The organism is Jiangella aurantiaca (assembly GCF_004349105.1).
Taxonomy (GTDB): Bacteria; Actinomycetota; Actinomycetes; order Jiangellales; family Jiangellaceae; genus Jiangella; species Jiangella aurantiaca.
Window position 1 is genome coordinate 102396 of the sequence record NZ_SMLB01000012.1, and the last position, 22821, is coordinate 125216.

Sequence of the window (22821 nt, forward strand, 5' to 3'; positions counted from 1 at the left end):
TGCAACGTTGTATGGTTGTGCGGCCATACAACGTTGTAACACCGGTGTGATCAGCACCCTAGGGTTGGGTCACCGCTGGTGTCAACGGTTACCGTGTGCACATGACAGCGACGCTGCGTGATGTCGCCCGGCTCGCGGGCGTGTCGTTCAAGACCGTGTCGAACGTCGTCAACGACCATCCGTACGTCTCCGACACCACTCGCGCCAAGGTGCAGGCCGCCATCGACGAGCTGGGGTACCGGCCGAACCGCCAGGCTCGCAGCCTTCGCTCGGGCCGCACCGGCGCCATCGGCCTCGCGGTGCCGGAGCTCAGCCTGGCCTACTTCGCCCAGCTCGCCGACGAGGTCATCACCGCGGCCGAAAAGCGCGACGTCGTCGTCGTCATCGAGCAGACCGGCGGCGACCGCCGGCGCGAGCTGGACGTGCTGTCCGGCCCGCGGCGGCAGATGACCGACGGGCTGCTGTTCAGTCCGCTGGGTCTGAGCAACGACGACGGCGGGCTGCTCGCCGTCGACTTCCCGCTGGTGCTGCTGGGCGAGCGCATCTTCGACGGCCCGGTCGACCACGTCACCATGGAGAACGTCGACGCCGCCCGCGCCGCCACCGAGCACCTGCTCGACCTCGGCCGGCGCCGCATCGCCGCGCTCGGCGCGCACGAGGGCGAGGTCATCGGCTCGGCCGGGCTGCGACTGAGCGGCTACCATGCGGCGCTCGAGGCGCGCGGCATCGCCTACGACGATGCGCTGGTCGTCGACGCCGGACCGTGGCACCGCATCAACGGCGCCGAGGCCATGCGGGCGCTGCTCGAACGCGGCGTCGAGTTCGACGCCGTCTTCGCCCTCAACGACGAGCTGGCGCTCGGGGCACTACGGGTCATGCAGGAGCAGGGCATCCGAGTGCCGGACGACGTCGCGATCATCGGCTTCGACGACGTCGACGAGGGCAAGTACTCGCTGCCCAGCCTGAGCACCGTCGACCCCGGCCGGCGCGAGATCGCCCGGCTGGCCGTCGAGGTGCTGCTCGAGCGCATCGAGAGCGGCCCGGAGGCGCCGCGCCGCGAGCTGCGCTCGGCCTACCGCATCGTCGAGCGCGAGTCGACGGGCGTCCTCCAGCCGCAGGGCTGAGTCCGCTTGACATCTCCCGCCGCGTTCCCCATGCTGAACCTTACAACGTTGTAAGGTCATGATCATCGCAGCTGATCAGCGCCGCCCCCGTGCAGACAGAGCAGTCCCGCATCGGAGAAGGAACCAGACCCATGACACGCAACCGCTTCACCCTGGGGCTCGGCCTCGTCCTGGCCCCGGTCGCAGTCGTCGCCGCCTGTTCCGGCGACGATTCCGGCGGCGCGGCCGCCGACGGCCCCGTCGAGCTCACCTTCTGGCACGGGTACACCGAGGCCGACGGCGACGTGCTCGAGCAGATCGTGGCCGACTTCAACGCCTCGCAGGACGAGGTCGTGATCAGCACCGAGATCAACCCCTGGGACGTCATCGACGACACGTTGCTGCCGGCGCTCTCCGCCGGCGACGGCCCGGACATCGTCGCGATGCCGGCCGAGCGGCTGCCGGTCTACGCCGACCGCGGCGCGTTCGTCGAGCTCGACGAGTTCTACGACGACCCCGAGAGCAACACCGCCGAGCTCAACGAGGGCGCCGTCGACATGGTGACCGTCGAGGGGACCCGCTACGGCGTGCCCACCGGGTTCGTCCCGCTGGCGATGTTCTACAACAAGGCGCTGTTCGCCGCAGCCGGCATCACCGAGCCCCCGGCGACCTGGGACGACTGGGTCGAAACCGCCCGCGCGCTCACCGTCGACCAGAACGGCGACGGCACGCCGGAGCAGTACGGCGTGGCGATCCCTGACCACGCGACAGTCGCCAACGGCGTCTGGCCCAGCCTCTTCTACGGGGGCGGCGGCGACATCGTCGAGGGCGGCACGGACGTCGTCATCGACTCGCCGGAGAACCGCGCGACGCTGGAGTACTGGTACCAGGCGATCGCGGTCGACAAGATCTCGCCCACCGGCGTCGACGGCATCGCCGGCGACGGCCTGTTCAGCAGCGCCAAGGCCGCGATGTACCTGGGCGGGCCGTGGATGGCGTCGATCTCGGAGGAGAACGGCATCGACTACGGCATCGCGCCGGTCCCGGCCGGCCCGGAGGCCCAGGCCGCGTCCGCCATCGGCGTCTCGATGGCGATCACCGAGCAGGCCGGCGACGACGCCGTCGAGGCGGCCGAGCAGTTCTTCAGCTACTTCCTCGACCAGGAGAACGCGGTCACGTGGTCGCTGGGCTCCGGCTGGCCGCCGCTGCGCACCGACGTCCCCGCCGACGCCGTCGCGGAGAACCCGGTGGTCGCGGCGCTCACCGAGCAGGCCGAGTTCGGCCGGCCGCTGCTGCCCGGCGTCGTGAACAGCGTCGACGTGCTCACCGCCGTCGACGAGCTGACCCAGCGGGCGATGGCCGGCGAGGACATCGGCATGCTGCTGTCCGAGGCCCAGGCCGAGATCGAAACGGCCATCGGGTAGGTCTCGTGTCCGTCACCGCACCACGAAAGCGCTACCGGCCGCCCGCGCCACTGGGCGGGCGGCGGGTGGCACCCGGGGCCGGGCGGAGCCGAACCGGACGCCGCAACGCGACCGCGCTGGCCTTCCTCGGCCCGGCCCTGCTCATCCTGACCGTCTTCGTCGGCTGGCCGATGGTGTCGGCCCTGCGGACGTCGTTCACCGACGCCAGCGGCTTCGGTGAGGCCGAGTGGGTCGGCTTCGACAACTACGTCCAGGTGTTCACCGACCCCGACCTGTTCAACGCCGTCGGCAACACGCTCTGGTACATGGCGCTGTTCACGCCGACGGCGGTGATCGCGGCGCTGGCCCTGGCGCTGGTGCTGAACAGCCCGGCGCTGCCGTTCCGCGGGTTCTTCCGGACGGCGCTGTTCGTTCCGTTCGTGGTGTCGCTGGCGGTCGCGGCCTACGCGTGGACGTACTTGATCGACCCGCAGGTCGGGCTGCTGAACCACTGGCTGAGCGGCGTCGGCCTGCAGCTGGGCAACGTGCTGGAGGACCCGGACCTCGCGATGCCGGCCGTGGCTCTGGTCGCCGTGTGGAAGAACTTCGGCTTCTACCTGGTGATCTTCCTGGCCGGGCTGCAGGACATCCCGGGCACGCTGTACGAGGCGGCCAAGGTCGACGGCGCCGGCCCGTGGCGGCGGTTCACCAACGTGACGCTGCCGCTGCTGTCCAACACGCTCGCGTTCGTGCTGGTGTTCGCGATGATCGCGGCGCTGCAGGCGTTCGACCAGATCTACGTGATGACCGGCGGCGGGCCGTACGGCAACACCCAGACCATCGTCATGGAGATCTACGAGTCCGGCTTCCGCAAGCTCGAGCTCGGCTTCGCGTCGGCGCTGTCGTACGTGCTGCTGGTCGCGACGCTGCTGCTGAGCGTCGTCCAGTTCGTCTTCTTCGGCCGCCGTGAGAAGGACGCCCAGTGAACGCCCGCATCCGGCCCGGCACCGTCCTCGGCACGATGGCCATGCTCGCCGTCACCGCCGCCGTGCTGCTGCCGCTGGCCATCATCGTGCTCACCGCGTTCAAGCCGGTGTCGGAGGTGAACGCGTACCCGCCCACCCTGCTGCCGCAGGACTGGACGCTGGACAACCTCAACCGCATCGTCGACGAGCTGCCGTTCGTCCGCCTGGTGCTGAACAGCTTCCTGTTCGCCGGCGGGGTGACGGTGTTCGCGCTGGTCTTCGACTCGCTGGCGGCGTACGCGCTGGCCCGGATCGACTTCACCGGCCGGCGGACGCTGCTGATCGCGATCATCGCGACGCTGATGATCCCGTTCCAGGCGACGCTGGTGCCCGTGTACCAGCTGGTCAGCGACCTCGGCTGGGTGAACACGTTCGCCGGGCTGATCGCGCCGCGGGCCGCCGACGCGTTCGGCATCTTCTTCCTGCGGCAGTTCTTCCTGGCGCTGCCGCGCGACCTCGACAACGCCGCCCGCATCGACGGCGCGTCGGAGTTCCGGATCTTTCGCAGCATCGTGCTGCCCAACGCGATCCCGGCGCTGCTGACGCTGGCGATCTTCACGTTCGTCAACAACTGGAACGACCTGCTCTGGCCGCTGATCTTCACGACGGAGCGCGAGATGGGGACGATCACGTCCGGGCTGACGCTGCTGACCGGGCCGGGCGGCATCGTGCCGTACGGCGTCATGATGGCCGGCGCGCTGGTGGCGATCCTGCCCCTGGTGGTCGCGTTCCTGCTGGTGCAGCGGCGGTTCATCGAGAGTATCGCGACGACGGGAATCAAATGACGACGTCCTGGCACACCGACGGTGCGCTGCACTTCGCGCTGGGCGTCGAGGACACGTTCGTGCCGCAGGAGCGGCCGGGCGAGCGGGCCATCGACGAGTACGAGCTGACCCAGCACTACGAGTTCTGGTCCGGCGACCTCGGGCTGGCCGCGTCGGCCGGCGCGACGCTGCTGCGCTGGGGCGTGCCCTGGTACCGGATCAACCCGGCGAAGGACGAGTGGGACTGGTCGTGGCTGGACCGCGTCGTCGACCGGTTCGCCGAACTGGAGCTGCGGCCGGTCGTCGACCTGCTGCACTACGGCACCCCGCTGTGGCTGGACGGCCAGTTCGCCAGCCCCGACTATCCGGAGCGCGCCGCCGAGTACGCGTACCGCGTCGCGGACCGCTACGCCGACCGCGTCACCGACTACACGCCGGTCAACGAGCCGATGATCCACGCGCTGTTCTCCGGCGAGTACGCGTACTGGCCGCCGTACCTGTCCGGCCCGGACGGGCTGGTGACGATGGTGCGGCAGCTGGCCCGCGGGTTCGTGCTCGCGCAGCGCGCGATGCGCGGCGTGCTGGGGGAGCGCGGCGTGTTCGTGCACGTCGACGCCGGTATGCGCTACGTCGACGACGCCGCCTCGCCGTCGCAGTTGCCGTTGATCGAGCGGCTGCGCCACCAGGTGCACCTGGTCGAGGACCTGGCGACCGGCCGGGTCGGCGCGGAGCACCCGCTGGCGTCGTTCCTGCTGGAGCACGGCTTCCACGACGACGACCTCGGCTGGTTCGCCGCGGACCCCACGCCGCCCGACGTCATGGGCGTCAACTACTACCCTCGGCACTCCACTGAGGTGTTCGAGGCCGGCGTGCACCACGCCGGCGGCTTCCCGGACCCGCGGCCCACCCGCGACGACGGCGTCGCCGGCCTGGAGGAGCTGCTGCGCGCGGCGGCCGGCCGGTACGGCGTTCCGGTCGCGCTCACCGAGACCTGCGTGACGGCGAGCGTCGCCGATCGGCTGGCCTGGCTGGACGCATCCGTCGACGCCGTCCACCGGCTGCGGGCCGACGGCGTCCCCGTTGTCGCGTACACATGGTGGCCGGTGTTCGACATGTACGAGTGGACGTACCGGCACTCGGCCGCACCGCGCGAGGCGCACCTGCTCACGATGGGCCTCTGGGCGCTGTCCGAACGCGACGGCGTCCTGCACCGCGTAGCCACCCCCCTCGTCGATCGGTTCCGCGCGCACGCCCACGACCCCCGCAACCTGCCCGCCGTCCCCGCAACCGAGGAGAACTGAGTGCCGCACGCATCCCTGACCGTCGATCCGGCCTTCGTCGTCGGTGCCATCGACCGGCGCCTGTTCGGTTCGTTCGTCGAGCACCTGGGGCGCGCGGTGTACGACGGCATCTACGAGCCCGCCCACGCCACCGCCGACGAGGACGGCTTCCGCAAGGACGTCATCGAGCTGGTCCGCGAGCTGGGCGTGTCGACCGTCCGCTACCCGGGCGGCAACTTCGTCTCCGGCTACCGCTGGGAGGACGGGATCGGACCGCGCGAGCGGCGGCCGCGACGGCTCGACCTCGCCTGGCACTCGCTGGAGACCAACGAGATCGGCCTGGACGAGTTCGCCCGCTGGTCGGCGAAGGCCGGCACTGAGCTGATGCTGGCCGTCAACCTCGGCACTCGCGGCGTGCAGGAGGCACTGGACCTGCTGGAGTACGCCAACGTCCGGTCCGGCTCGACGCTCTCGGACCTGCGGGTCGCCAACGGCACGCCGGAGCCGCACGGCGTCGTGCTCTGGTGCCTGGGCAACGAGATGGACGGGCCGTGGCAGCTCGGCCACCGCAGCGCCGACGACTACGGCAAGCTGGCCGCCCAGACCGCCCGGGCGATGCGCCAGCTCGACCCTCGCGTGCGGCTGATCGCGTGCGGCAGCTCGAACCGGCAGATGCCGACGTTCGGTGCCTGGGAGCGGACCGTCCTGGAGCACACCTACGACGAGATCGACTACCTCTCGTGTCACGCCTACTACCACGAGACACCGGGTGACCTGGGCGGCTTCCTCGCGTCGCCGGTGGACATGGACCGCTTCATCGAGTCCGTCGCCGCGACGATCGACCACGTCCGCGCGCTGCGGCCCGGCCGGCGCCGGGTCGACATCTCCTTCGACGAGTGGAACGTCTGGTACGTCGACCGCTACCACGAGGAGGACAAGGTCACGGACCCGCAGGTGTGGCCGGTCGCGCCGCGGATCCTGGAGGACTCGTACACCGTCGCCGACGCCGTCGTGGTGGGCGGCCTGCTGATGTCGCTGCTGCGTCACGCCGACCGCGTGACGGCCGCGAGCTTGGCGCAGCTGGTCAACGTGATCGCGCCGATCATGACCGAGCCGGGCGGCCCGAGCTGGCGCCAGACCACGTTCTTCCCGTTCGCGACGACGTCGCGGCTGGCTCGCGGCGTCACACTGGCCGTGGAGGTCGAGACGACGACCTACTCGACGGAGGCGTATGGCGACGTCCCGGTGGTCGACGCCGTGGCGACGCACGACGCGTCGGCGGGGGAGACGGCGGTGTTCCTGGTGAACCGGTCGGTGGACTCGGCGGCCACGGTGTCGGTGGACGTGCGGGGCGTCGGCGCGAGCTCGGTCGCCGAGGCCGTCACGTTGTGGGACGACGACGTGCACGCCCGCAACACCCTCGACCACCCCGACCGGGTGGGCCTGCGCCCGACTCCGTCGGCCGTGCTGGACGGGGGCACGCTGCGGGTGGAGCTCCCGCCGGTGTCGTGGACGGCGGTCTCACTACGCTGAGGGCGTTGCCGACCTCGCCGAGGAGATCACGATGACGACGGTGGAGCTGACCCGTTTCCGGGTGCTGCCCGAGAACGCCGACCGCCTGCTCGCCGCCCGGCCCGCCATGCTGGCCGACTTCCGCGCCGACCGGAAGGGCTTCATCGACGCCATGCTGGTCCGCCTGCCCGGCGACGAGTGGCTCGACATCGTCACCTGGCGTTCGCCCGAGGACTTCGCCGCCTCCCGCGCGAAGGGTGCCAACCTGCCGGGGATCGAGGCGTTCTTCTCGGCGATCACCGAACTGGTCTCCGCCGAGGAGGGCACCACCGACGACGCCTGAGGCGACCCCCGCGGATGTTCTGTTCGGGCTTGTTGACACCAGCGCCAATGGTTGGCATCAGCGTCAACATGCCCGAAGAGAACCCCCCGGCCCACCCGCACCAGGGTTCGCCGCCGTGGTGTCAGCGCGGGGCGGTTTCGACATGGTCGACGACGCCGCTGACGCCCTTCTCCGTCGCGCAGTGGGCACAGCAATAGAAGTGGCCGCTGGCCTCGACGCCATGTCCGACGATGCGGCAGCCGCAGTGTTCACAGATCGGCGCCATTCGATGGATGGCACATTCGAAGCTGTCGAACACGTGGACAGCGCCCTGCGCGTGTAGTTCGAACGACATCGCGTAGTCGTTTCCACAGACCTCGCATACCGCCACGATGATCACCTCCGGAGTAAGCGACCGGGCCGTGCTGTTGATGCTTCTCCGATCTGCCCAGGCATGCAACGTTCGGCCAGGCGTTCCAGCCCCGTGGGTGGTCCGCTCGAAAACGACGACCACCTCCGGCCACCGCTCGATACCGACCAGGTCGGCGGCAACCCTGGCCAGCAGGGCGGTCTGGTACCCGTGACCGGTACCTGTCTCCATGACGGCCCCAGTCCGGTGAGCCACAGCGGCTACGCTGTGAACCACCTGTTCGCGGGGGTGTATCGGTGACCGAGGGCGGCGTTGATTTGCGTCGTCGGGCACTGGCGTGCGAGGCCGGGGATGAGAACCTGGGTGTCGCGCTCCGGGCCGTAGAAGCGAGTGCGGACGATCTGGACGGGGTCCAGCGGCGGCGTCAGGCAGACCACCTCGGCGACGCCGGGAGCCAGCGCGCCGGCCAGGACGGAGAGGAACGCGCCCTGGCCGGCGCCGATCAGGCGGACCGGCCCCGCGGCCCAGGTGCGGACGAACTCGACGGCGCGGAGCACGTCGTACACGCGGGCGGCGCCGAGGCTGTCGGAGAGGCAGACGAGGTCGGCGACGATCTTGTAGAGCGTCCCGTAGCCGGCCTCGAGACCGAACTCGTTGAACCGGTGCACTGCGAGCGCGCCGGTGCCGCGCACGTCCAGCACGACGATCCGGCGGCCGGCAGCACGGGCGCGGTCGCAGGCGTCGAAGTGGGCGGCGAGGTCCTCGGTGCCGCGGTCGAGCAGCAACAGGTCGGTGCCGTGCGCCGGCACACCGGGGACCGGGTCGAGCACGATCGCGGCGTTGACGATGTCGCGCTCGGACCACCAGAACGCCTTGCGCGCGCCGGACGCGGGATCGGTCCACCAGCGCGGAAAGAACTCCGCTGCGGGCTCGCGGCCGCTCATCACGCGGTCGTGCAGCCAAGGGATGCCGCCGGCATCGCCGGGCAGCTCGCGGGCCAGCCGGTCGCGGTTGAGCTCGAAGACCCGCGGCGCGTCCGGGTGGTCGGTGGCCAGCTGCCCGGTCCGGGTGCACTGCAGCTCGGCGGTCGTCCGCACCGGCGGCTCGTCGTGGGCCGGCGCCGCCGCCGGGGCCGGGCCGTCGCCTAGGTGACGGGCGAAGAACTCCGTCGCGGCCGCGGCCAGCTCCGGGCCGAGACCGTGCTCGCCGTCGGCCCTGACGTGGGTGAGCGAGCCACCGGTCAGCGCGACGACCCGCTGCGCCCGCGCGACCGTCCGGACCGCGCCCTCGACACAGAAGAAGTCCGAGTTGGCCGAGAGCACCAGCGTCGGCCGGGGCGCCATCGCGATGAGGAAGTCCTCGTGGTCCAGGCCCGCCAGCGCTCCGCCGGGGATGATCTGCTCCGGATCCTGCGCCTGGCCGGAGCGCTGATACTCCTCCCGGCCGGTGATGAAGCAGCTGGGCGCGGCGGCCGCGATGCGCGGCTCGACCAGCATCAGCCAGGTGGTCTGGGTGCCGCCGCCGCTGTTGCCCGCGGCGCCGACGCGGCCGGGGTCGACTTCCGGTCGCGCGACGAGGTAGTCCAGCGCCCGGCGCGCGTCGTTGACGAAGTAGCGCGCGATGGTGTCGCCGGCCCACCAGCACTGGACGCCGGCGTGGACGTGCTCGGGCACGTTGGCGGGGATGAGCTCGCGCCCGTCAGCATCGAGGTAACTCTTCCGCTCGCCCTGCCCGATGGAGTCGTACGTCAGCACCACCAGGCCGGCCCGGGCCAGCCTGGCGCACATCGCCTGGTAGCGCGGCGCGGCCTTGCCGGCGTCGGCGTGCCCGCACAGGAACAGCACCGCGCCGGCCGGGCGCTCGGCGGTCGCCGTATGCGGCACGTACAGGTTCGCCGGCAGCCGCACGCCGTCGCCGATCTCCAGAATCAGCTTCTCGATCGTGTGGCCGTCCGCCGCCACCGTGCCGGCGGGCCGGGCGGCGGGGACCTGCCGGACGTCCGGCAGGTCCCCGCCCAGCGCCTCGAGGGCGAGCTTGCGCAGCTCCTCCTGGCGCCGGCGCACGTCGTCGGGGGTCCGCAGCAGGTCATTGGCACGCCGGCCGGCCGCGAGCCACTCGCTGGTCCGGCGGTGGACGTTCAGCTGCACCTGCAGCGACGGGTCGTACATCCCGTCGAGGAAGTCGCGGAACCGCGGCGCCGTGCCATCGGCGTCAGCCATACGTGCCCTCGGCGATCACGCCGACCGGGCCGGTGGCACTGGCCCAATGGACGCGCGGGCCGGTCACCGTCGTCGGTGTGCCGTCGACGTCGTTCTCGACCACGACGTCGTTGAGGTTGATGTACCAGTTCTTCGTCGTGGACCCCATCGACTCGGTGAACGTGCAGGCCACCAGCCGGGCGCCCCACGGGTGACACTGAATGCCGCCGTCGGCCAGTGCGGCGTAGCGGTGGTCGAACGTGCAGCGGAGGAAGTGCTTCTGCACGGCGACGTCGTTGGTCCAGATGCTGCGCAGCTCGCGGGCGACGAACGTGCAGTCGGCGTACCGGACGTTCTGGCCGGCGTTGCCCTGGTCGGCGATGAGGTACGAGCCGCGGTACACCTGCCCGTTCGTCCACGGCCGGTCCTCGAAGTGGCAGTCGGCGTAGACCGTGGCCAGCGACGCGTCGGCGGACCCGTAGCCGACGTTGGCCGAGCCGTAGAACGTCGACCACTTGAACACCAGGCCGGGTTTCGTGGTGTAGGCGCTGTGCTTGGTGGTGCCCCAGAACGTGCACCCCTCGAACCGGGTGTAGCCGCCGTCGCCGTGGGTCACGTCGAGCCCGCTGCCGGCGTTGTTGATGAACTCGCAGCCGCGGAAGTATCCGTCGCGGCACACGCTGTTCTCGGCCTCGATGTCCACGCCGGCCGACGGCGCCGACTGGACCGCGCCGCGTCCGGTGTGGTTGAACGCGCTGTCGGTGCAGGTGAGCCCGCGACCGCCGGTCCACGACAACCCTTGGCGGCCGTTGTACTCCGAGCGAAGCCGGGTGATCGTGTGCGGGGTCGGCGGGTCGGCCGCGGTGAGTCCCCCGTGCCCGATGGTGACGCCGTCGAGCCCGTGGTGGTGCGAGTGGACATCGGTGATCTGGACGTTCGTGCAGCGCAGGAGGCGGATACCGGTGGCCTTGAGCTGCCGGCCGGTGTCTCCGAACTCGCCGCCCAGGATGAGCTGGTCGTTGTTGCCGTCGAGCTCGAGGTTCTCGATGGTGATGTTGCTGCCGTCGAGGACTTGGATCATCCGGCCGGCCTCCACCCCGTAGGACGCCGTGGTGAACGGGAGCGACGGCGGGTCGTAGCGTTCTCCGGTCGTGGGGTCGAACGAGCCGTAGCGCAGCCCGGCGGCCAGCCGCAGGACGGCGCCGGCGGTGCCCTTGACGTGCAGGAACTGGATGCCGCTGAGGTGGAAGATCGGCTGCATGACGTAGTAGGGAGTGACGCCGTTCGTGTGCGTCTGACGTCCGACCACGTACACGCCGGCCGGAATGGTGAGGGTGCCGCCGCCGGCGGCCTGGACGGCGGCCGCGGCGTCCTGGAACGCCTTGGTGTCGTTGGTGCTGCCGTTGCCGGCGGCGCCGAAGTCGGCCTTGATGTCGAACGTCGGGTAGGCCGCGGCAAGCGCGGACGTCACGCCGGGCAGCTGGGTTGCGACGGCGAGGGCGGCGCCGCCGGCGAGGACGGTGCGGCGGCGGAACTGACGGGGGACGGCCATGGTTCCTCCTTGCTGGGGGACGGAGAGAGGACTACTTCAGGGCGCCGGTGACCATGCCGCCCTGGATCTGCCGCTGGAAGCTGAGGTAGACGACGAGCACGGGGACGATCGAGATGGTGAGGCCGGCGAACAGGGCGCTCCAGTTGCCGGCGTAGCCCTGGCTGACCGCGAGGTTGGCCAGCCCCTGGGCGAGCACGTAGTTCTCCGGGCTGGACTGCAGGATGAGCGGGAGCAGGTACTGGTTCCACTGGCCGAGCACGACGAAGATGCCGACGCTGACCAGGCCCGGACGGGCCAGCGGCAGCATGATCCGCAGGTACGTGCCCCAGTGCCCGCAGCCGTCGATGAACGCGGCCTCGGACAGCGACGTCGGCAGCGTCCGGAAGTAGGCGGTGAGGAAGAAGACGGCGAACGGCAGGTTGTACGCGGCGTAGACGACGGCCAGGCCGGGCAGCGAGTCGGCCAGCCGCAGGTTCTGCGCGATGAAGAACAGCGGCACGATGGCCAGGAAGGTCGGGAACGTCATGCCGACGACGAACAGGAAGTACACGAGCCGGTTGCCACGGAAGGCGTACCGCGCCACCACGTAGGACACGGTCGCGCCCATGGCCAGCGTGAGCGCCGTCCCCAGCGCCACCACGATCACCGTGTTGAAGAAGTAGCGCCCGATCTCGGCGTTCGTCCAAGCCTCGGCGAAGTTGTCCCACCGCAGCGCGCCGGGCAGGCTCCATGGGCTGCTGAGCAGCTCGTCGTTGGTCTTGAACGCCGACATCACGCACCACGCGAGCGGGATGACGACCAACGCTGCCCAGGTGAGCAGGAAGCCGTGGGTGAAGACGTTGAGGACCGTGCCGGTGGCGGTGCGGCCGTCGCGCGGTCCCGGCGGCGCCGGCCGGACCGCGCCGGGTGCCGGCGGACCGGCTGGGCCCGGCGCGCGCTGCGTCGTATCGAGGCTCATCGATGCTCCTAGAACTCGACGCGTTCGCGCCGGGTCAGCCGCAGCGACGCCGCGGCGAAGGCCAGGGTGAGCAGTAGCAGGGCGACGCCGATGGCGGTGGCGTAGCCGAACTCGCTGTTCTGGAACGCGGTGAGGTACAGGTAGTTGCCGAGCACCTGGGTGGCGTTGTCCGGCCCGCCCGACCCGCCGGCCGCCGACATCACGTTGACGATGGCGAACATGTCCAGTGCGTGGATGCCGAGGTAGACGCCGGCCACCTGGACGGTGTCCCAGATGAGTGGCAGCGTCATACGCCAGAACGTCTGCCACCGTGACGCGCCGTCGAGCCGGGCGGCCTCGAAGATGTCGGCCGGGATCGAGCTCATGGCGCTGGTGAAGAGGATCACGTAGAAGCCCACGGACAACCAGATGATCACCGCGAGCATCGCAGGGTAGGCGGTGTCGCGGCTGCCCAGCCAGTTCACCGGCTCGATGCCGACCAGGCCGAGCGCGCCGTTGAGCAGGCCGCTCTCGGTCGGGTCGTAGACAGTGGAGAACAGCACGCCGACCACGGCGATCGACAGCAGGTGCGGGAAGAAGTACACGATGCGGTAGACCGCGGCGCCCCGGACGCCGCGGCCGCCGCCACGGGCGCGGTACCGGCCGACGTGGATCATCGTCGCGAAGAACAGGCCCAGCGCCAGCGTCGCCGCGGGGATCACCAGCACGGCGATGACGTTGTGCCACACCGAGATCCAGAACACGTCGTCCCGCACGAGCCGCACGTAGTTGTCCAGCCCGATGAACGTCCGCTCCGGCGACAGCCCGTTCCAGTCGGTCAGGGAGATGTAGAACGACTGCGCGTAGGGGGAGATGACGAGGACGCCGTAGAGGAGGATCGGCACGGCGAGGGCCGAGACGACGAACCTGAGACTGCCGGCACGCATGGCGTCACTGATCCCCGTACTTCTCGATCGAGTCGTCGTTGCGGACGGCGTCGGCGGCGGCCTGGCAGCGCCGGCTCCACTCGTCCGGGTCGATCTCGCCGGTCATCAGAGCGCTGGTCGCGTTGGCGGCCTCGGTCTGCAGCGGCGAGTACCAGGTGCCGTAGCGCCAGTAGAACGTGTCGTCGCCCGACGCGGTCAGCGCGTCGCGCACCGACGTGAGCCCGGTGCCGGCCGACTGCGGGTCGTAGTCGGCCAGGCTGGTCAGCGTCTGCGTCTGCCGGGTGAAGTTCTGCGACGACGTCGGCGACAGCATGATGCGCAGCAGTTCCATGCCGCCGTAGGGGTTCTCCGCCTGCGCCGGGACGATGAACGCCTCGTTGCCCATGCCCCGGATGGCCGCCTGCGGCAACGCGTCGTCGTCGGTCAGCGACGGAGGCGACGCGATGACCATGTCGAAGCCGTCGGGCGTGACGTCGCCGAGCTCGCTCTCCAGCCATGAGCCGCACGGGATGAACACCGCTCTGCCGTTCGCCCAGTACGTCTGGGCTTGGGTGTGGGTGAGACCTGAGGTGCCCTGCATGATGAAGCCGCGCTCGACCAGCTGGTACATGGCCCGGGCCGACTCCAGCATGGGCTCGCTGGTCCAGCTGTCCGGCTCGAGGTTGTCCAGCGCCTCGATGACCTCGCGGCCGCCGGCCTTGATGGCCATCATGACCAGCGGCGTCAGGATGTAGCCGGGGTTCTTGCCCTGGTACGTCCAGGGCGCCATGTCGGTGGAGTCCTTGATCTCCTGACACAGGTCGAGCATCTCCGCCCACGTCGTGGGGAAGGTCCAGCCGCGCTCCTCGAACAGGGAGCTGCTGTAGTACAGGCCGTGCACCGTGAAGGTGTAGTTGAGCGCGTACGGCACCCCGCCGAACGAGCCCTGCTCGACGATGCCCGGCAGCAGCGTGTCGCGGACGGTCTTCCCGTCGCCGCCGTCGGCCGGCGCGTCCAGCAGCGGCGTCAGGTCCATCAGCTGGCCGTTCTCGACCAGTGGGGCGAGCATCAGCGCGCCGGCGCCGGCGTTGCAGATGACGTCCGGCACGTCGCCGGAGACGAACCGCGGCTGTAGCAGCTTGCCCAGCTCCTGCCCGCCGGTGTGCTGGATCTCGGCCTGCGGGAACCGCTGCTGGTAGATCGCTTCGGCGTCGATCGCGTACTGGTCGCCGTAGCCGCCCTTGAAGATGACGGCCTCCAGCGGCAGATCCGCGGGCACGCCGAGCGGGTTGTCCGGGTCGCCGGTGGCCCGTGGACTGGGGGACGCCCCGTCGCGCGTCGACGACGACGTCGCGCAGCCGGACAGGAACCCGGTGCCGGCCAGGGCGCCGAGTCCCGCGCCGATGCCAAGGAGCGTGCGCCGGCTCAGGGCGTGGGTCGGGTGGGTCATGGTGTCTCCTCGGTGTCGGGTCGGCCGGCGACGCGCAGTGTGACGGCGTCGCGCCCGGCGACGATCGTGCCGGGCAGCGGCCGCAGCGTCAGCGTCAGCTCGCGGGGCGCGGCGGCGGCGGTGTCCCGGGCGCGGACGGGGATCGCGACGGCTCGGTGACCGGGCGGGATGACGGCTACGCCGGGCAGGCCGTCGTAGTCGACGCGGTGGCGGGCGTCGCCGGACAGGTCGTAGTGCAGCGCCAGCGGCGCGGCGAGGTCGTCGCCGAGCCGGCGGACGGTGACGGTGGCGGCCTCGCCGGCCCGCACCCAGCGCCGGTCGCTGGTGACCACCACGGTCGCGGCGCCGCTGATGGGCCGCACGTCGAGGTCGACGTCCTGGGCCGCGCCGGTGGTCTCGACGATCGGCTGCTGCGGCCGGATCGCCCAGAGCGTGCCCGTGACGTTGGACAGCATCGGGTCACCGGCGCCCTCCATGCCGGCGAGGAACGGCCCGTCGAGGTCGCCGAGCACGACGCAGTCGGTGAAGCCGGTGTTGCCGTACTCCGGCAGGACGGTGACGAGCCCGGACCAGACCTTGACGAACGGGTCGGTGCGTGGGGTGTCGCGCAGCGCGGTGAACGCGACCCGGTCGAACGTCGCGCGCAGGCCGTCGTAGCCGCGCAGGCCGTAGAGGTTGACGGTGCCGGCGGAGTCGCCGGCGTCGAACACGCAGTCGCGGAAGACCACCGAGCCGCTGGCCGGGCCCTGCGCGCCGGGCTGCACGTGCACGACGGCGTCGCCGGTCGGTCCCATGTAGCACCGCTCGACCAGCACCGATGCGGGCGTGCTGTGCGGGCGGTAGCGCATCAGGTTGATCTCGAAGCTGTACGTGCGGTTGCCGGCGAACACGCAGTCGCGGATCACGACGTCCTTGATCAGCTGCTCCGCGGTGTCCGGCTCCAGGTCGATGCCGGCCTCCGGCAGCGTGCCCTCCGTGTTGATGAACGCGCTGCCCTCGATGAGCAGGCCGTCGGCGTAGATGATGCTGATCGCGTTGCGCTTGTTGTCGTCGCACACGACATTGCGGACGGTGATGTTCTTCGACCCGCTGCCGGTGATGATCCCGTCGCCGGGCGCGCCGCGCAGCACCAGGCCCTCGACGGTGACGTTCTCTGACGTGCCCATGCGGACGTTGGCCCGCCATTCGCCGGTGTACTCGGGCTTGTTCATGACGCAGGTGGCGCCGTAGCCGATCAGCTTGACGTTGCGGCGTCCGTGGATGCGCCAGATGCCGTCGCGGCGGTCCGGGAACGCGGCGGCCTTGCCGCGGACGGTGACGCCGTCCTCGAGGATGACGGTGATGTCGTCACGGTTGATCCACAGCGGGCCGGTGATCCAGTCCTGTCCGACGTTGTCGATGACGACGACGTCGGCGTCGCTGGCCAGCGCGGCGGTGAGCGCGGCGGTGGAGTCCTCCGGGTCGAAGCCGAAGTCGGAGGCCTTGACGACGCCGGCCGCGGGGTCGGCGTCCGCGGCCGCGACGCTGAGCTTCGTCGCGCCGTGGAACAGCGGGATCGCGGCGGCCATGCTGAGCACGGTGCGCCGGGTGACGGTGGTGGGCTGAGGCATGGTCCCTCCAGGGGGAAGGGGAGCGGGGGTCAGACGGTGCTGGTTCGGATGCGCTCGGGCCAGGCCAGTTCGGCGCCGAGGACGCCGGTGAGCAGGCGCTGGAACTGCGCCAGCGCGTCGGGCTTGGCGCGGACGGCGCGGGGCGGGAGGCCGGTGGCGAGGCAGTGCGCGGCCAGCGCGCCGGCGGCCTCGCCGATGGTCCACTCGACCGGGTGCAGCCGGTACCCGCCGTTGGTGACATGCGTGGTGGCGATGTTCTTCGCCGCGGCGATGAGGTTGTCCATGCGGACGGGGAGCAGCGCGCCGAGCGGAACCTGGAACGGGTGGCAGGCGATGTCGACGTAGCTGCGCGGGACGCCGGCGCCGGTGCTGGGGTGCAGGTCGATGCGGTAGCAGCCGATGCCGACGGAGTCGGCGAAGAGCTCCGAGCCGGGCGGCAGGCCGGCGGCCCGGCGGGCCTCGACGCCGATGTGCTCCTCGACGACGGTGACCTCGCCGACGATGCGCCGGGACTCGCGGACGTACGGGCGCAGCGCAAGACCCGCGTCGTCCGGTGTCCCGTCGCGGAGCAGGTCGCCGCGCGGGCGCAACCCGGGGTAGCCGGTGCCGCCGTCGTGCCTGGGCGCCTCGGTCTGCATCCAGTAGAGCAGCGACCGGCTCAGCTGCCGGGCGGCGTCGAGGTGGCGCTGCCGCTCGGCCGGTCCGACGCCGGCCAGCGGGCCGAGCACGTAGTCGTTCTGCGGCCAGTTGACGAGGGTGACGTCGCTGGCCAGGAACCCGGGTGTGAACGTGCGGGCGCTGAGGATGCGCCGGAACGTCCAGCGGTCGATGCCGTGCCCGCCGGTGGGCGTCGCCGCGTCGGTGAACAGCGGATGGGTGCGGACGGCCAGCGAGTCGGGGCGCACGTCGGTCCAGGACAGCAGCGGCCCCGGCCAGTAGTCCGGCGCGTGGTCGCGCCAGAAGCCGTAGCCGGCCGGGCGGTCGATGGTCCAGTCCTCGCCCTCGCGGTAGTCCAGGGCGAAGCACCAGGTGAACGCCTGCTGGTCCAGCGGCTGCGGCGGCCCGGGCAGAGCGTGCAGCTCACCGGTCTGGTCGCGGCTCTCGGCGCCGATCACTGATTCCGCGCCGGACTTCTCCACGACGTCGCCCAGTTCGGTCGCGTCGAGGACGTAGGGCGCACGGACGGCGACGTCCTCGGCCGCCCGGCCGTCGGTGGCCTCCAGCCGCACGGCGGCGACGGCGTCGCCGTCGACCTGGACGAGCCGCGGCCGGGTGCCGGTGAGCACCGTGAGCCGCCGGTTGGCCAGGTACGGCGCCAGCATCGCGTGGATGGCGGCCAGCGCCACCTTGGGCTCGTGGCACAGCGGGCTGACCCGGCCGTCGCCGGGGTTCAGCGCGGCGGCGGCCAGGGCGGACTCGGTGAGCGGGTAGTGCCGGCGGTAGAGCTCGCGGATCTCGGTGCGCAGGCGGCGGTAGCTCGCCGGCGCGCCGAACGTCTCGACCCAGGCGTTCTCGTCCGGTGGGACCGCCTGCGACGTGAGCTGGCCGCCCAGCCACGGCGACTCCTCCGTGAGGACGACGCGACGGCCGAGGCGCAGGGCCGCGAGCGCCGCAGCGACGCCGCCCAGCCCGCCGCCGACGACGAGCACATCGGTCTCGAGGTCCATCGGCGCCTCCCGGCTCGTCAGCAGCTGATTAAGCGCAATGATTAAGCGCTATGATTAAGCGCGTTAGCCGATGCTAGACTCGGATCGTTCCGTCGTCAATGGGTGGGTCCGGCGAGATCTCGCCGGCACAGGGAGGCAGGTATCCGTGGCCCAGCGCCGCCGGCCAGGCAGCCGACGCGTGACGCAGAGCGATGTCGCTCGCGCCGCGAACGTCTCCACGGCCATCGTCTCCACCGTCATCAACGGCAAGAGCGACGCCATCCGGGTCAGCGAGCAGACCCGCGAGCGCGTCTGGCAGGCCGTCCGCGACCTCCACTACACGCCGAACATCGCCGCGCAGAGCCTGGCCGGCGGCCGCAACCGCATCATCGGCGCGTTCACCTATCAGCGGATGTTCCCGTGGGAGAGCCGCGACTTCTACTACGAGTTCCTGCTCGGTATCGAGGAGGAGGCCGAGGCCGTCGCGCACCACCTGCTGCTGTTCACCGGCGCGAAGAACGAGTCGGGCGAACGGTCCATCTTCAGCCGCGACGCGAACCTGCTGCGACTCGCCGACGGCGCGATCCTGGTCGGCGGCCGGGTCGACAGCGAGGAGCTGGCAAAGCTGTCCGCCGACGGCTACCCGTTCGTCATGATCGGCCGGCACGACGACGTCGGGCCGCAGGTGTCGTGGGTCGCGGCCGACTACACCGCCGGCACGGACGCCGTCGTCGAGGAGCTGTACGGGCTGGGGCACCGTCGGCTGCTCTACGTCGCCAGCGGGCGTTCGCTGGAGACGCTGGCGGAGCGGCGCGCGGGGTTCGCGGCGGCGTGCGCGCGGCACCGGCTCGGGCCGAAGCGGGCGCGCATGGTCGCCTTCGGTGCCGCGAACCCCGACCTGCCGCGGGTGCCGGTTGCGGCCGGCGAGGCCGCGGTGCTGGCGGCGGCGCGCGAGGCCGGTGCGACCGCCGTCATCGCCGAGTCGTCCTACGTCGCCCACCGCGTGTACGAGACCGCGCGGGCGCAGGGCGTCGGCGTGCCGGGCGAGCTGAGCGTCGTCGGACTGGGCGACCACGGCGACCGTGAGAACGTGCTCTCGCCCGACCCCGCGCTCACCCTGCTGCGCACGCCCAGCCGGGAGATCGGCGCGGCTGCCGTCCGGATGCTGTTGCGGCTGCTCGACGCCCCCGACGGCGGCCCGGAACAGGAGTTCATCGCCTGCGAGCTGACCGCGGGCCGCACCGTCGGCCGCCCGTCGGCGGTGTGAGCGCCCATGGAGGCGCTGCTGGCGAAGCTGACGCTCGAGCAGAAGGTCCGGCTGCTCACCGGGACCGACTCCTGGCACCTGCCGGCCGAGCCCGCCGTGGGTCTGCGGTCCGTCGTGCTGACCGACGGCCCGGCCGGGGTGCGGGCCGCGCACCGCGGCGGCGCGGTGACGGCGCTGAACCTGCCGTCCGGGACGGCGCTGGGCGCCGGCTGGGACGTCGCGCTGGCCGAGCGGTTCGGCGCGGTCCTGGCCGCGGAGACCCGGCGGGTGGGCGCCGACGTCCTGCTCGGGCCGACCGTGAACCTGCACCGCAGCCCGCTGGGCGGGCGGCACTTCGAGGCGTTCTCAGAGGACCCGCTGCTGACGTCGCGGCTGGCGGCGGCGTACGTGCGGGGCGTGCAGTCGGCGGGCGTCGGCGCGTGCCCGAAGCACTACGTGTGCAACGACGCGGAGACCGACCGGCTGACGGTCGACGTCGTGGTGTCGGAGCGGGCGTTGCGCGAGCTGTACCTGGCGGCGTTCGAGGAGACGGTGATGCGCGAGCGGCCGTGGCTGGTGATGGCCGCGTACAACTCCGTCAACACAGCGACCATGACGGAGAACCTGCTGCTGGCCGAGCCGCTGTGCGGAGAGTGGGCATTCGACGGCGTCGTGGTGTCCGACTGGGGCGCGGCCCGGTCGACGACGGCGGCGGCGCTCGCGCGGCTGGACCTGGTGATGCCGGGGCCGGAGGGCCCGTGGGGCGCAGCGCTGGTCGAGGCCGTGCGGGACGGATCGGTGCCGGAGGCGGCCGTCGACGAGAAGGTGCTGCGGCTGCTACGGCTGGCGGCGCGGGTAGGCGCGCTGGCCGGGTATGAGAAGGCGGCCGGCGGGCCGGCGCCGGTCAGTGTCGACGGCGTACGGTTCGCGCGTGAGGCGGCCGCCGATGGCATGGTGCTGCTGCGCAACGCCCGCGGCGAGCTGCCGTGGGACCCGTCGGCGCTGCGGTCGGTCGCCGTCATCGGACAGGCTGCCTTCCTGGCCCGGACCCAGGGCGGCGGCAGCGCGTACGTCGAGCCCGAGCGGGTCGTGTCGCCGCTGGACGGCCTGCGCGCGGCGCTGCCCGGCGTCGACGTGCGGTGGTCGCTCGGTGCGCAGGTGCGGCCCGGGCTGGTCTCGCTGCCGCCCGCTGACCTGGCCGACCCCGAGACCGGCGAGCCGGGGGTGCGGCTGGTGGTCCGGGCCGCCGACGGGACGGTGCTGCGGTCGGAGCGGTACCGGTCGGCCGAGCTGACCCGGCTGGGGTCGCGCCGGTTGGCCGGCGCGGCGTCGGTCGAGCTGGCGACGGTGTACCGGCCGGCGGCCGGCGGCCCGGCGCGGCTTGGCGTGGCGGCGGCGGGCCGGGTGCGGCTGACGGTCGGCGGTGCCGAGGTGCTCGACACGGTGCTCGAACACGACGGCGCTGCGTTCGCCGGGGGACTGGTGTCGCCACCGGTGGCGGCCGCGCCGGTGGAGTTGGTCGCGGGCCGGCCGGTGGACGTCGTCGTCCGGCTCGACCTGCCTGGTGGCCACGAGCAGACCGCCGGGACGCTGGTGGTCGGGACCGATCCGGTCGCGTCGGACGCGTCCGACCCGGTCGCGGCTGCGGTGGCCGCCGCTCGCGCGGCCGACGCCGTCCTCGTCGTCGTCGGCACCAGCGCCGACGACGAGAGCGAGAGCTTCGACCGCACCACGCTGGCGCTGCCCGGCCGGCAGGACGAGCTGGTGCGGGCGGTCGCGGCGGCGAACCCGCGCACGGTGGTCGCGGTGACGGCCGGCGCACCGGTCCTGCTGCCGTGGCGCGACGACGTCGCCGCCGTGCTGCTCACCTGGTTCGGTGGCCAGGAGCTGGGACACGCGCTGGCCGACGTGCTGCTCGGCGTGCGCGAGCCGGGCGGGCGGTTGCCGACGACGTGGCCGGCCGCGGAGGCGGACGTCCCGGTTCGGTCCACGACGCCGGCCGACGGCCGGCTCGCCTATGACGAAGGCATCCACGTCGGCCACCGAGCCTGGCTGCGGGCCGGGCGCGCGCCGGCGTACCCGTTCGGGTTCGGGCTCGGCTACACGACGTGGTCGCTCGGCGGCCTCCGGGTGACACCGGCGGTCGACGGTGGCGTCGACGTCGAGGTCGAGGTGCGGAACACGGGCGCGCGGGCCGGCAAGCACGTCGTGCAGGTGTACCTGTCGCGGCCGGACAGCGCGGTCGAGCGGCCGGTGCGATGGCTGGCCGGGTTCGCCGTCGTGCGGGTGGAGACGGGTGCGACGACGCGGGCGCGCGTGGGCATCGGGCGGCGGGCCTTCTCGCACTGGACCGCCGGCGGCTGGGCCGTCGAGCCCGGCCCGTTCACCTTGCACGTCGGCTCGCACGTCGACGACCTGCCGCTGCGGTGCGACCTGACGCCCCCCAGGAGGGCCGGGCAGACCGGCGATGAGAGGGGGCCGGAGGCCTCCTCGATATCGTCGGTGCGAGTCGTCGAGCCAGGGTGACTGTGGTTGGGGCCATGCCCGGCCCGACGACATCCGAGGGCCCTGGGCACAATGACCGGGTGTGCGGACGCTACGTGGCCGACGCGTCGATCGACGACCTGGCGGCCGAGTTCGACGCCATCGCCGCGGGGACCGTCGCGGACTTGATGCCGTCGTACAACGTCGCGCCCACCGACCGCGTCCCCGTCGTGCTGGAACGCACCGACGAGCCGCCGGAGCGGACCCGGCAGCTGCACGCGGCCCGCTGGGGGCTGATCCCGTCGTGGGCCGAGGACCCGGGCGGCGCCGCGACGATGATCAACGCACGCATCGAGACCGTGGCGGACAAGCCGGCCTTCCGCGGCCCGGTCGCCCGGCGCCGCTGTGTGCTCCCGGCCCGTGGCTACTACGAGTGGCAGCGTACCGGCCGGGCGGGGCGGCCGTACTTCATCCACCCGAAGCGCGGCCTGCTGGCGATGGCCGGCGTGTTCGAGTGGTGGCGGGACCCGTCGGTGCCGCCAGGCGCACCGGAACGGTGGGTGCTGTCAGCCAGCGTCCTGACGACGGAGCCGGTGCCGGGGCTGGCGCACATCCACGACCGGATGCCGGTGCTGCTGTCGACGGAGGACATCCCGGACTGGCTGGATCGCCGCAACGAGGACACCGCGAGCCTGCTCGGCCTGGCGCGGACGGCGGCGGCGCGGGTGGGCGCCACGCTGGAGACGAGGCCGGTCGGGCCGGAGGTCGGGAACGTGCGGAACAACCATGCGGGGCTGCTGGCCGAGGCGGTCCCGCTGCAGCCCACGCTGGAGGGCTGATCAGCCGCCCAGCGCGCCGGACCGGCAGCCGTCGCCAGCAGCCCGTCCCGCAGCACCGCTGGGTCGTCGTGGTCGCTGCCGACGTGCGGGTCACTGGCATGCGCGAGGAGCATGGTGCGCCGATCCTACGGCGCGGCCTCCATGGCGGACCGTT

Annotated in this window: 18 protein-coding genes; 10 read left to right on the forward strand and 8 right to left on the reverse strand. The window is 71.9% G+C overall.

Going from position 1 to position 22821, the window contains the following annotated elements; translation table 11 throughout:
- Nucleotides 1-101: 101 nt before the first annotated feature.
- From E1262_RS11535 to E1262_RS11565, 7 genes are all read left to right on the forward strand, one after another.
- Nucleotides 102-1124 carry a LacI family DNA-binding transcriptional regulator gene (locus tag E1262_RS11535; RefSeq protein WP_132103276.1) on the forward strand — a complete coding sequence of 341 codons (1023 nt, stop codon included), beginning with the start codon at nucleotides 102-104 and terminating at the stop codon, nucleotides 1122-1124.
- Nucleotides 1125-1255: 131 nt separating this feature from the next.
- On the forward strand, nucleotides 1256-2527 hold the full coding sequence (locus E1262_RS11540; RefSeq protein ID WP_132103277.1) for an ABC transporter substrate-binding protein: 1272 nt from the start codon (nucleotides 1256-1258) through the stop codon (nucleotides 2525-2527).
- Between the two features lie 5 nt (nucleotides 2528-2532).
- Nucleotides 2533-3492, forward strand: coding sequence for a carbohydrate ABC transporter permease (locus tag E1262_RS11545; RefSeq protein ID WP_132103278.1), 960 nt, complete (start codon nucleotides 2533-2535; stop codon nucleotides 3490-3492).
- Entirely contained in the window at nucleotides 3489-4316 is an 828-nt protein-coding gene (locus E1262_RS11550; RefSeq protein WP_203453783.1) for a carbohydrate ABC transporter permease, read from the forward strand. Before E1262_RS11545 ends, E1262_RS11550 begins: the two co-directional genes overlap by 4 nt.
- A complete protein-coding gene (locus tag E1262_RS11555) occupies nucleotides 4313-5596 on the forward strand; it encodes a family 1 glycosylhydrolase (protein ID WP_132103279.1) in 1284 nt (427 codons plus the stop codon). The genes E1262_RS11550 and E1262_RS11555 overlap by 4 nt, the downstream gene beginning before the upstream one ends.
- Entirely contained in the window at nucleotides 5597-7108 is a 1512-nt protein-coding gene (gene arfA / locus E1262_RS11560) for an arabinosylfuranosidase ArfA (protein ID WP_132103280.1), read from the forward strand.
- Between the two features lie 31 nt (nucleotides 7109-7139).
- The gene (locus E1262_RS11565) at nucleotides 7140-7430 is read left to right on the forward strand and encodes an antibiotic biosynthesis monooxygenase (RefSeq protein WP_132103281.1); all 291 of its coding nucleotides are present in this window, start codon (nucleotides 7140-7142) and stop codon (nucleotides 7428-7430) included.
- A gap of 121 nt (nucleotides 7431-7551) precedes the next feature.
- Here the strand turns inward: E1262_RS11565 and E1262_RS32060 are convergent, their stop codons facing one another.
- The 8 genes from E1262_RS32060 to E1262_RS11605 form a co-directional block, all read right to left on the reverse strand.
- The gene (locus E1262_RS32060) at nucleotides 7552-7800 is read right to left on the reverse strand and encodes a hypothetical protein (RefSeq protein WP_132103318.1); all 249 of its coding nucleotides are present in this window, start codon (nucleotides 7798-7800) and stop codon (nucleotides 7552-7554) included.
- 239 nt (nucleotides 7801-8039) lie between these two features.
- Nucleotides 8040-9998 carry an alpha/beta hydrolase family protein gene (locus tag E1262_RS11575; protein ID WP_132103282.1) on the reverse strand — a complete coding sequence of 653 codons (1959 nt, stop codon included), beginning with the start codon at nucleotides 9996-9998 and terminating at the stop codon, nucleotides 8040-8042.
- The gene (locus E1262_RS11580; RefSeq protein WP_132103283.1) at nucleotides 9991-11529 is read right to left on the reverse strand and encodes a right-handed parallel beta-helix repeat-containing protein; all 1539 of its coding nucleotides are present in this window, start codon (nucleotides 11527-11529) and stop codon (nucleotides 9991-9993) included. Before E1262_RS11580 ends, E1262_RS11575 begins: the two co-directional genes overlap by 8 nt.
- Before the next feature lie 31 nt (nucleotides 11530-11560).
- A complete protein-coding gene (locus tag E1262_RS11585; RefSeq protein WP_132103284.1) occupies nucleotides 11561-12487 on the reverse strand; it encodes a carbohydrate ABC transporter permease in 927 nt (308 codons plus the stop codon).
- Between the two features lie 8 nt (nucleotides 12488-12495).
- The gene (locus E1262_RS11590; RefSeq protein ID WP_132103285.1) at nucleotides 12496-13413 is read right to left on the reverse strand and encodes a carbohydrate ABC transporter permease; all 918 of its coding nucleotides are present in this window, start codon (nucleotides 13411-13413) and stop codon (nucleotides 12496-12498) included.
- Nucleotides 13414-13417: 4 nt separating this feature from the next.
- Nucleotides 13418-14842 carry an N-acetylglucosamine/diacetylchitobiose ABC transporter substrate-binding protein gene (gene ngcE / locus E1262_RS11595; RefSeq protein ID WP_132103286.1) on the reverse strand — a complete coding sequence of 475 codons (1425 nt, stop codon included), beginning with the start codon at nucleotides 14840-14842 and terminating at the stop codon, nucleotides 13418-13420.
- Nucleotides 14839-16452, reverse strand: a complete 1614-nt coding sequence (locus E1262_RS11600) for a right-handed parallel beta-helix repeat-containing protein (RefSeq protein WP_132103287.1) — start codon at nucleotides 16450-16452, stop codon at nucleotides 14839-14841. Before E1262_RS11600 ends, ngcE begins: the two co-directional genes overlap by 4 nt.
- 29 nt (nucleotides 16453-16481) lie before the next feature.
- Nucleotides 16482-18119, reverse strand: coding sequence for an FAD-dependent oxidoreductase (locus E1262_RS11605; protein ID WP_132103288.1), 1638 nt, complete (start codon nucleotides 18117-18119; stop codon nucleotides 16482-16484).
- Between the two features lie 178 nt (nucleotides 18120-18297).
- Between E1262_RS11605 and E1262_RS11610 the strand changes: the two genes are divergently transcribed.
- From E1262_RS11610 to E1262_RS11620, 3 genes are read left to right on the forward strand one after another with little or no spacing between them, the layout of a single operon-like run.
- Complete coding sequence (locus E1262_RS11610; protein ID WP_162605874.1) at nucleotides 18298-19365, forward strand: LacI family DNA-binding transcriptional regulator; 1068 nt, start codon at nucleotides 18298-18300, stop codon at nucleotides 19363-19365.
- Nucleotides 19366-19371: 6 nt separating this feature from the next.
- Nucleotides 19372-21870, forward strand: a complete 2499-nt coding sequence (locus E1262_RS11615; RefSeq protein WP_132103290.1) for a beta-glucosidase — start codon at nucleotides 19372-19374, stop codon at nucleotides 21868-21870.
- A 59-nt stretch (nucleotides 21871-21929) separates the two neighbouring features.
- On the forward strand, nucleotides 21930-22667 hold the full coding sequence (locus E1262_RS11620) for an SOS response-associated peptidase (protein ID WP_203453784.1): 738 nt from the start codon (nucleotides 21930-21932) through the stop codon (nucleotides 22665-22667).
- Nucleotides 22668-22821: the final 154 nt, after the last annotated feature.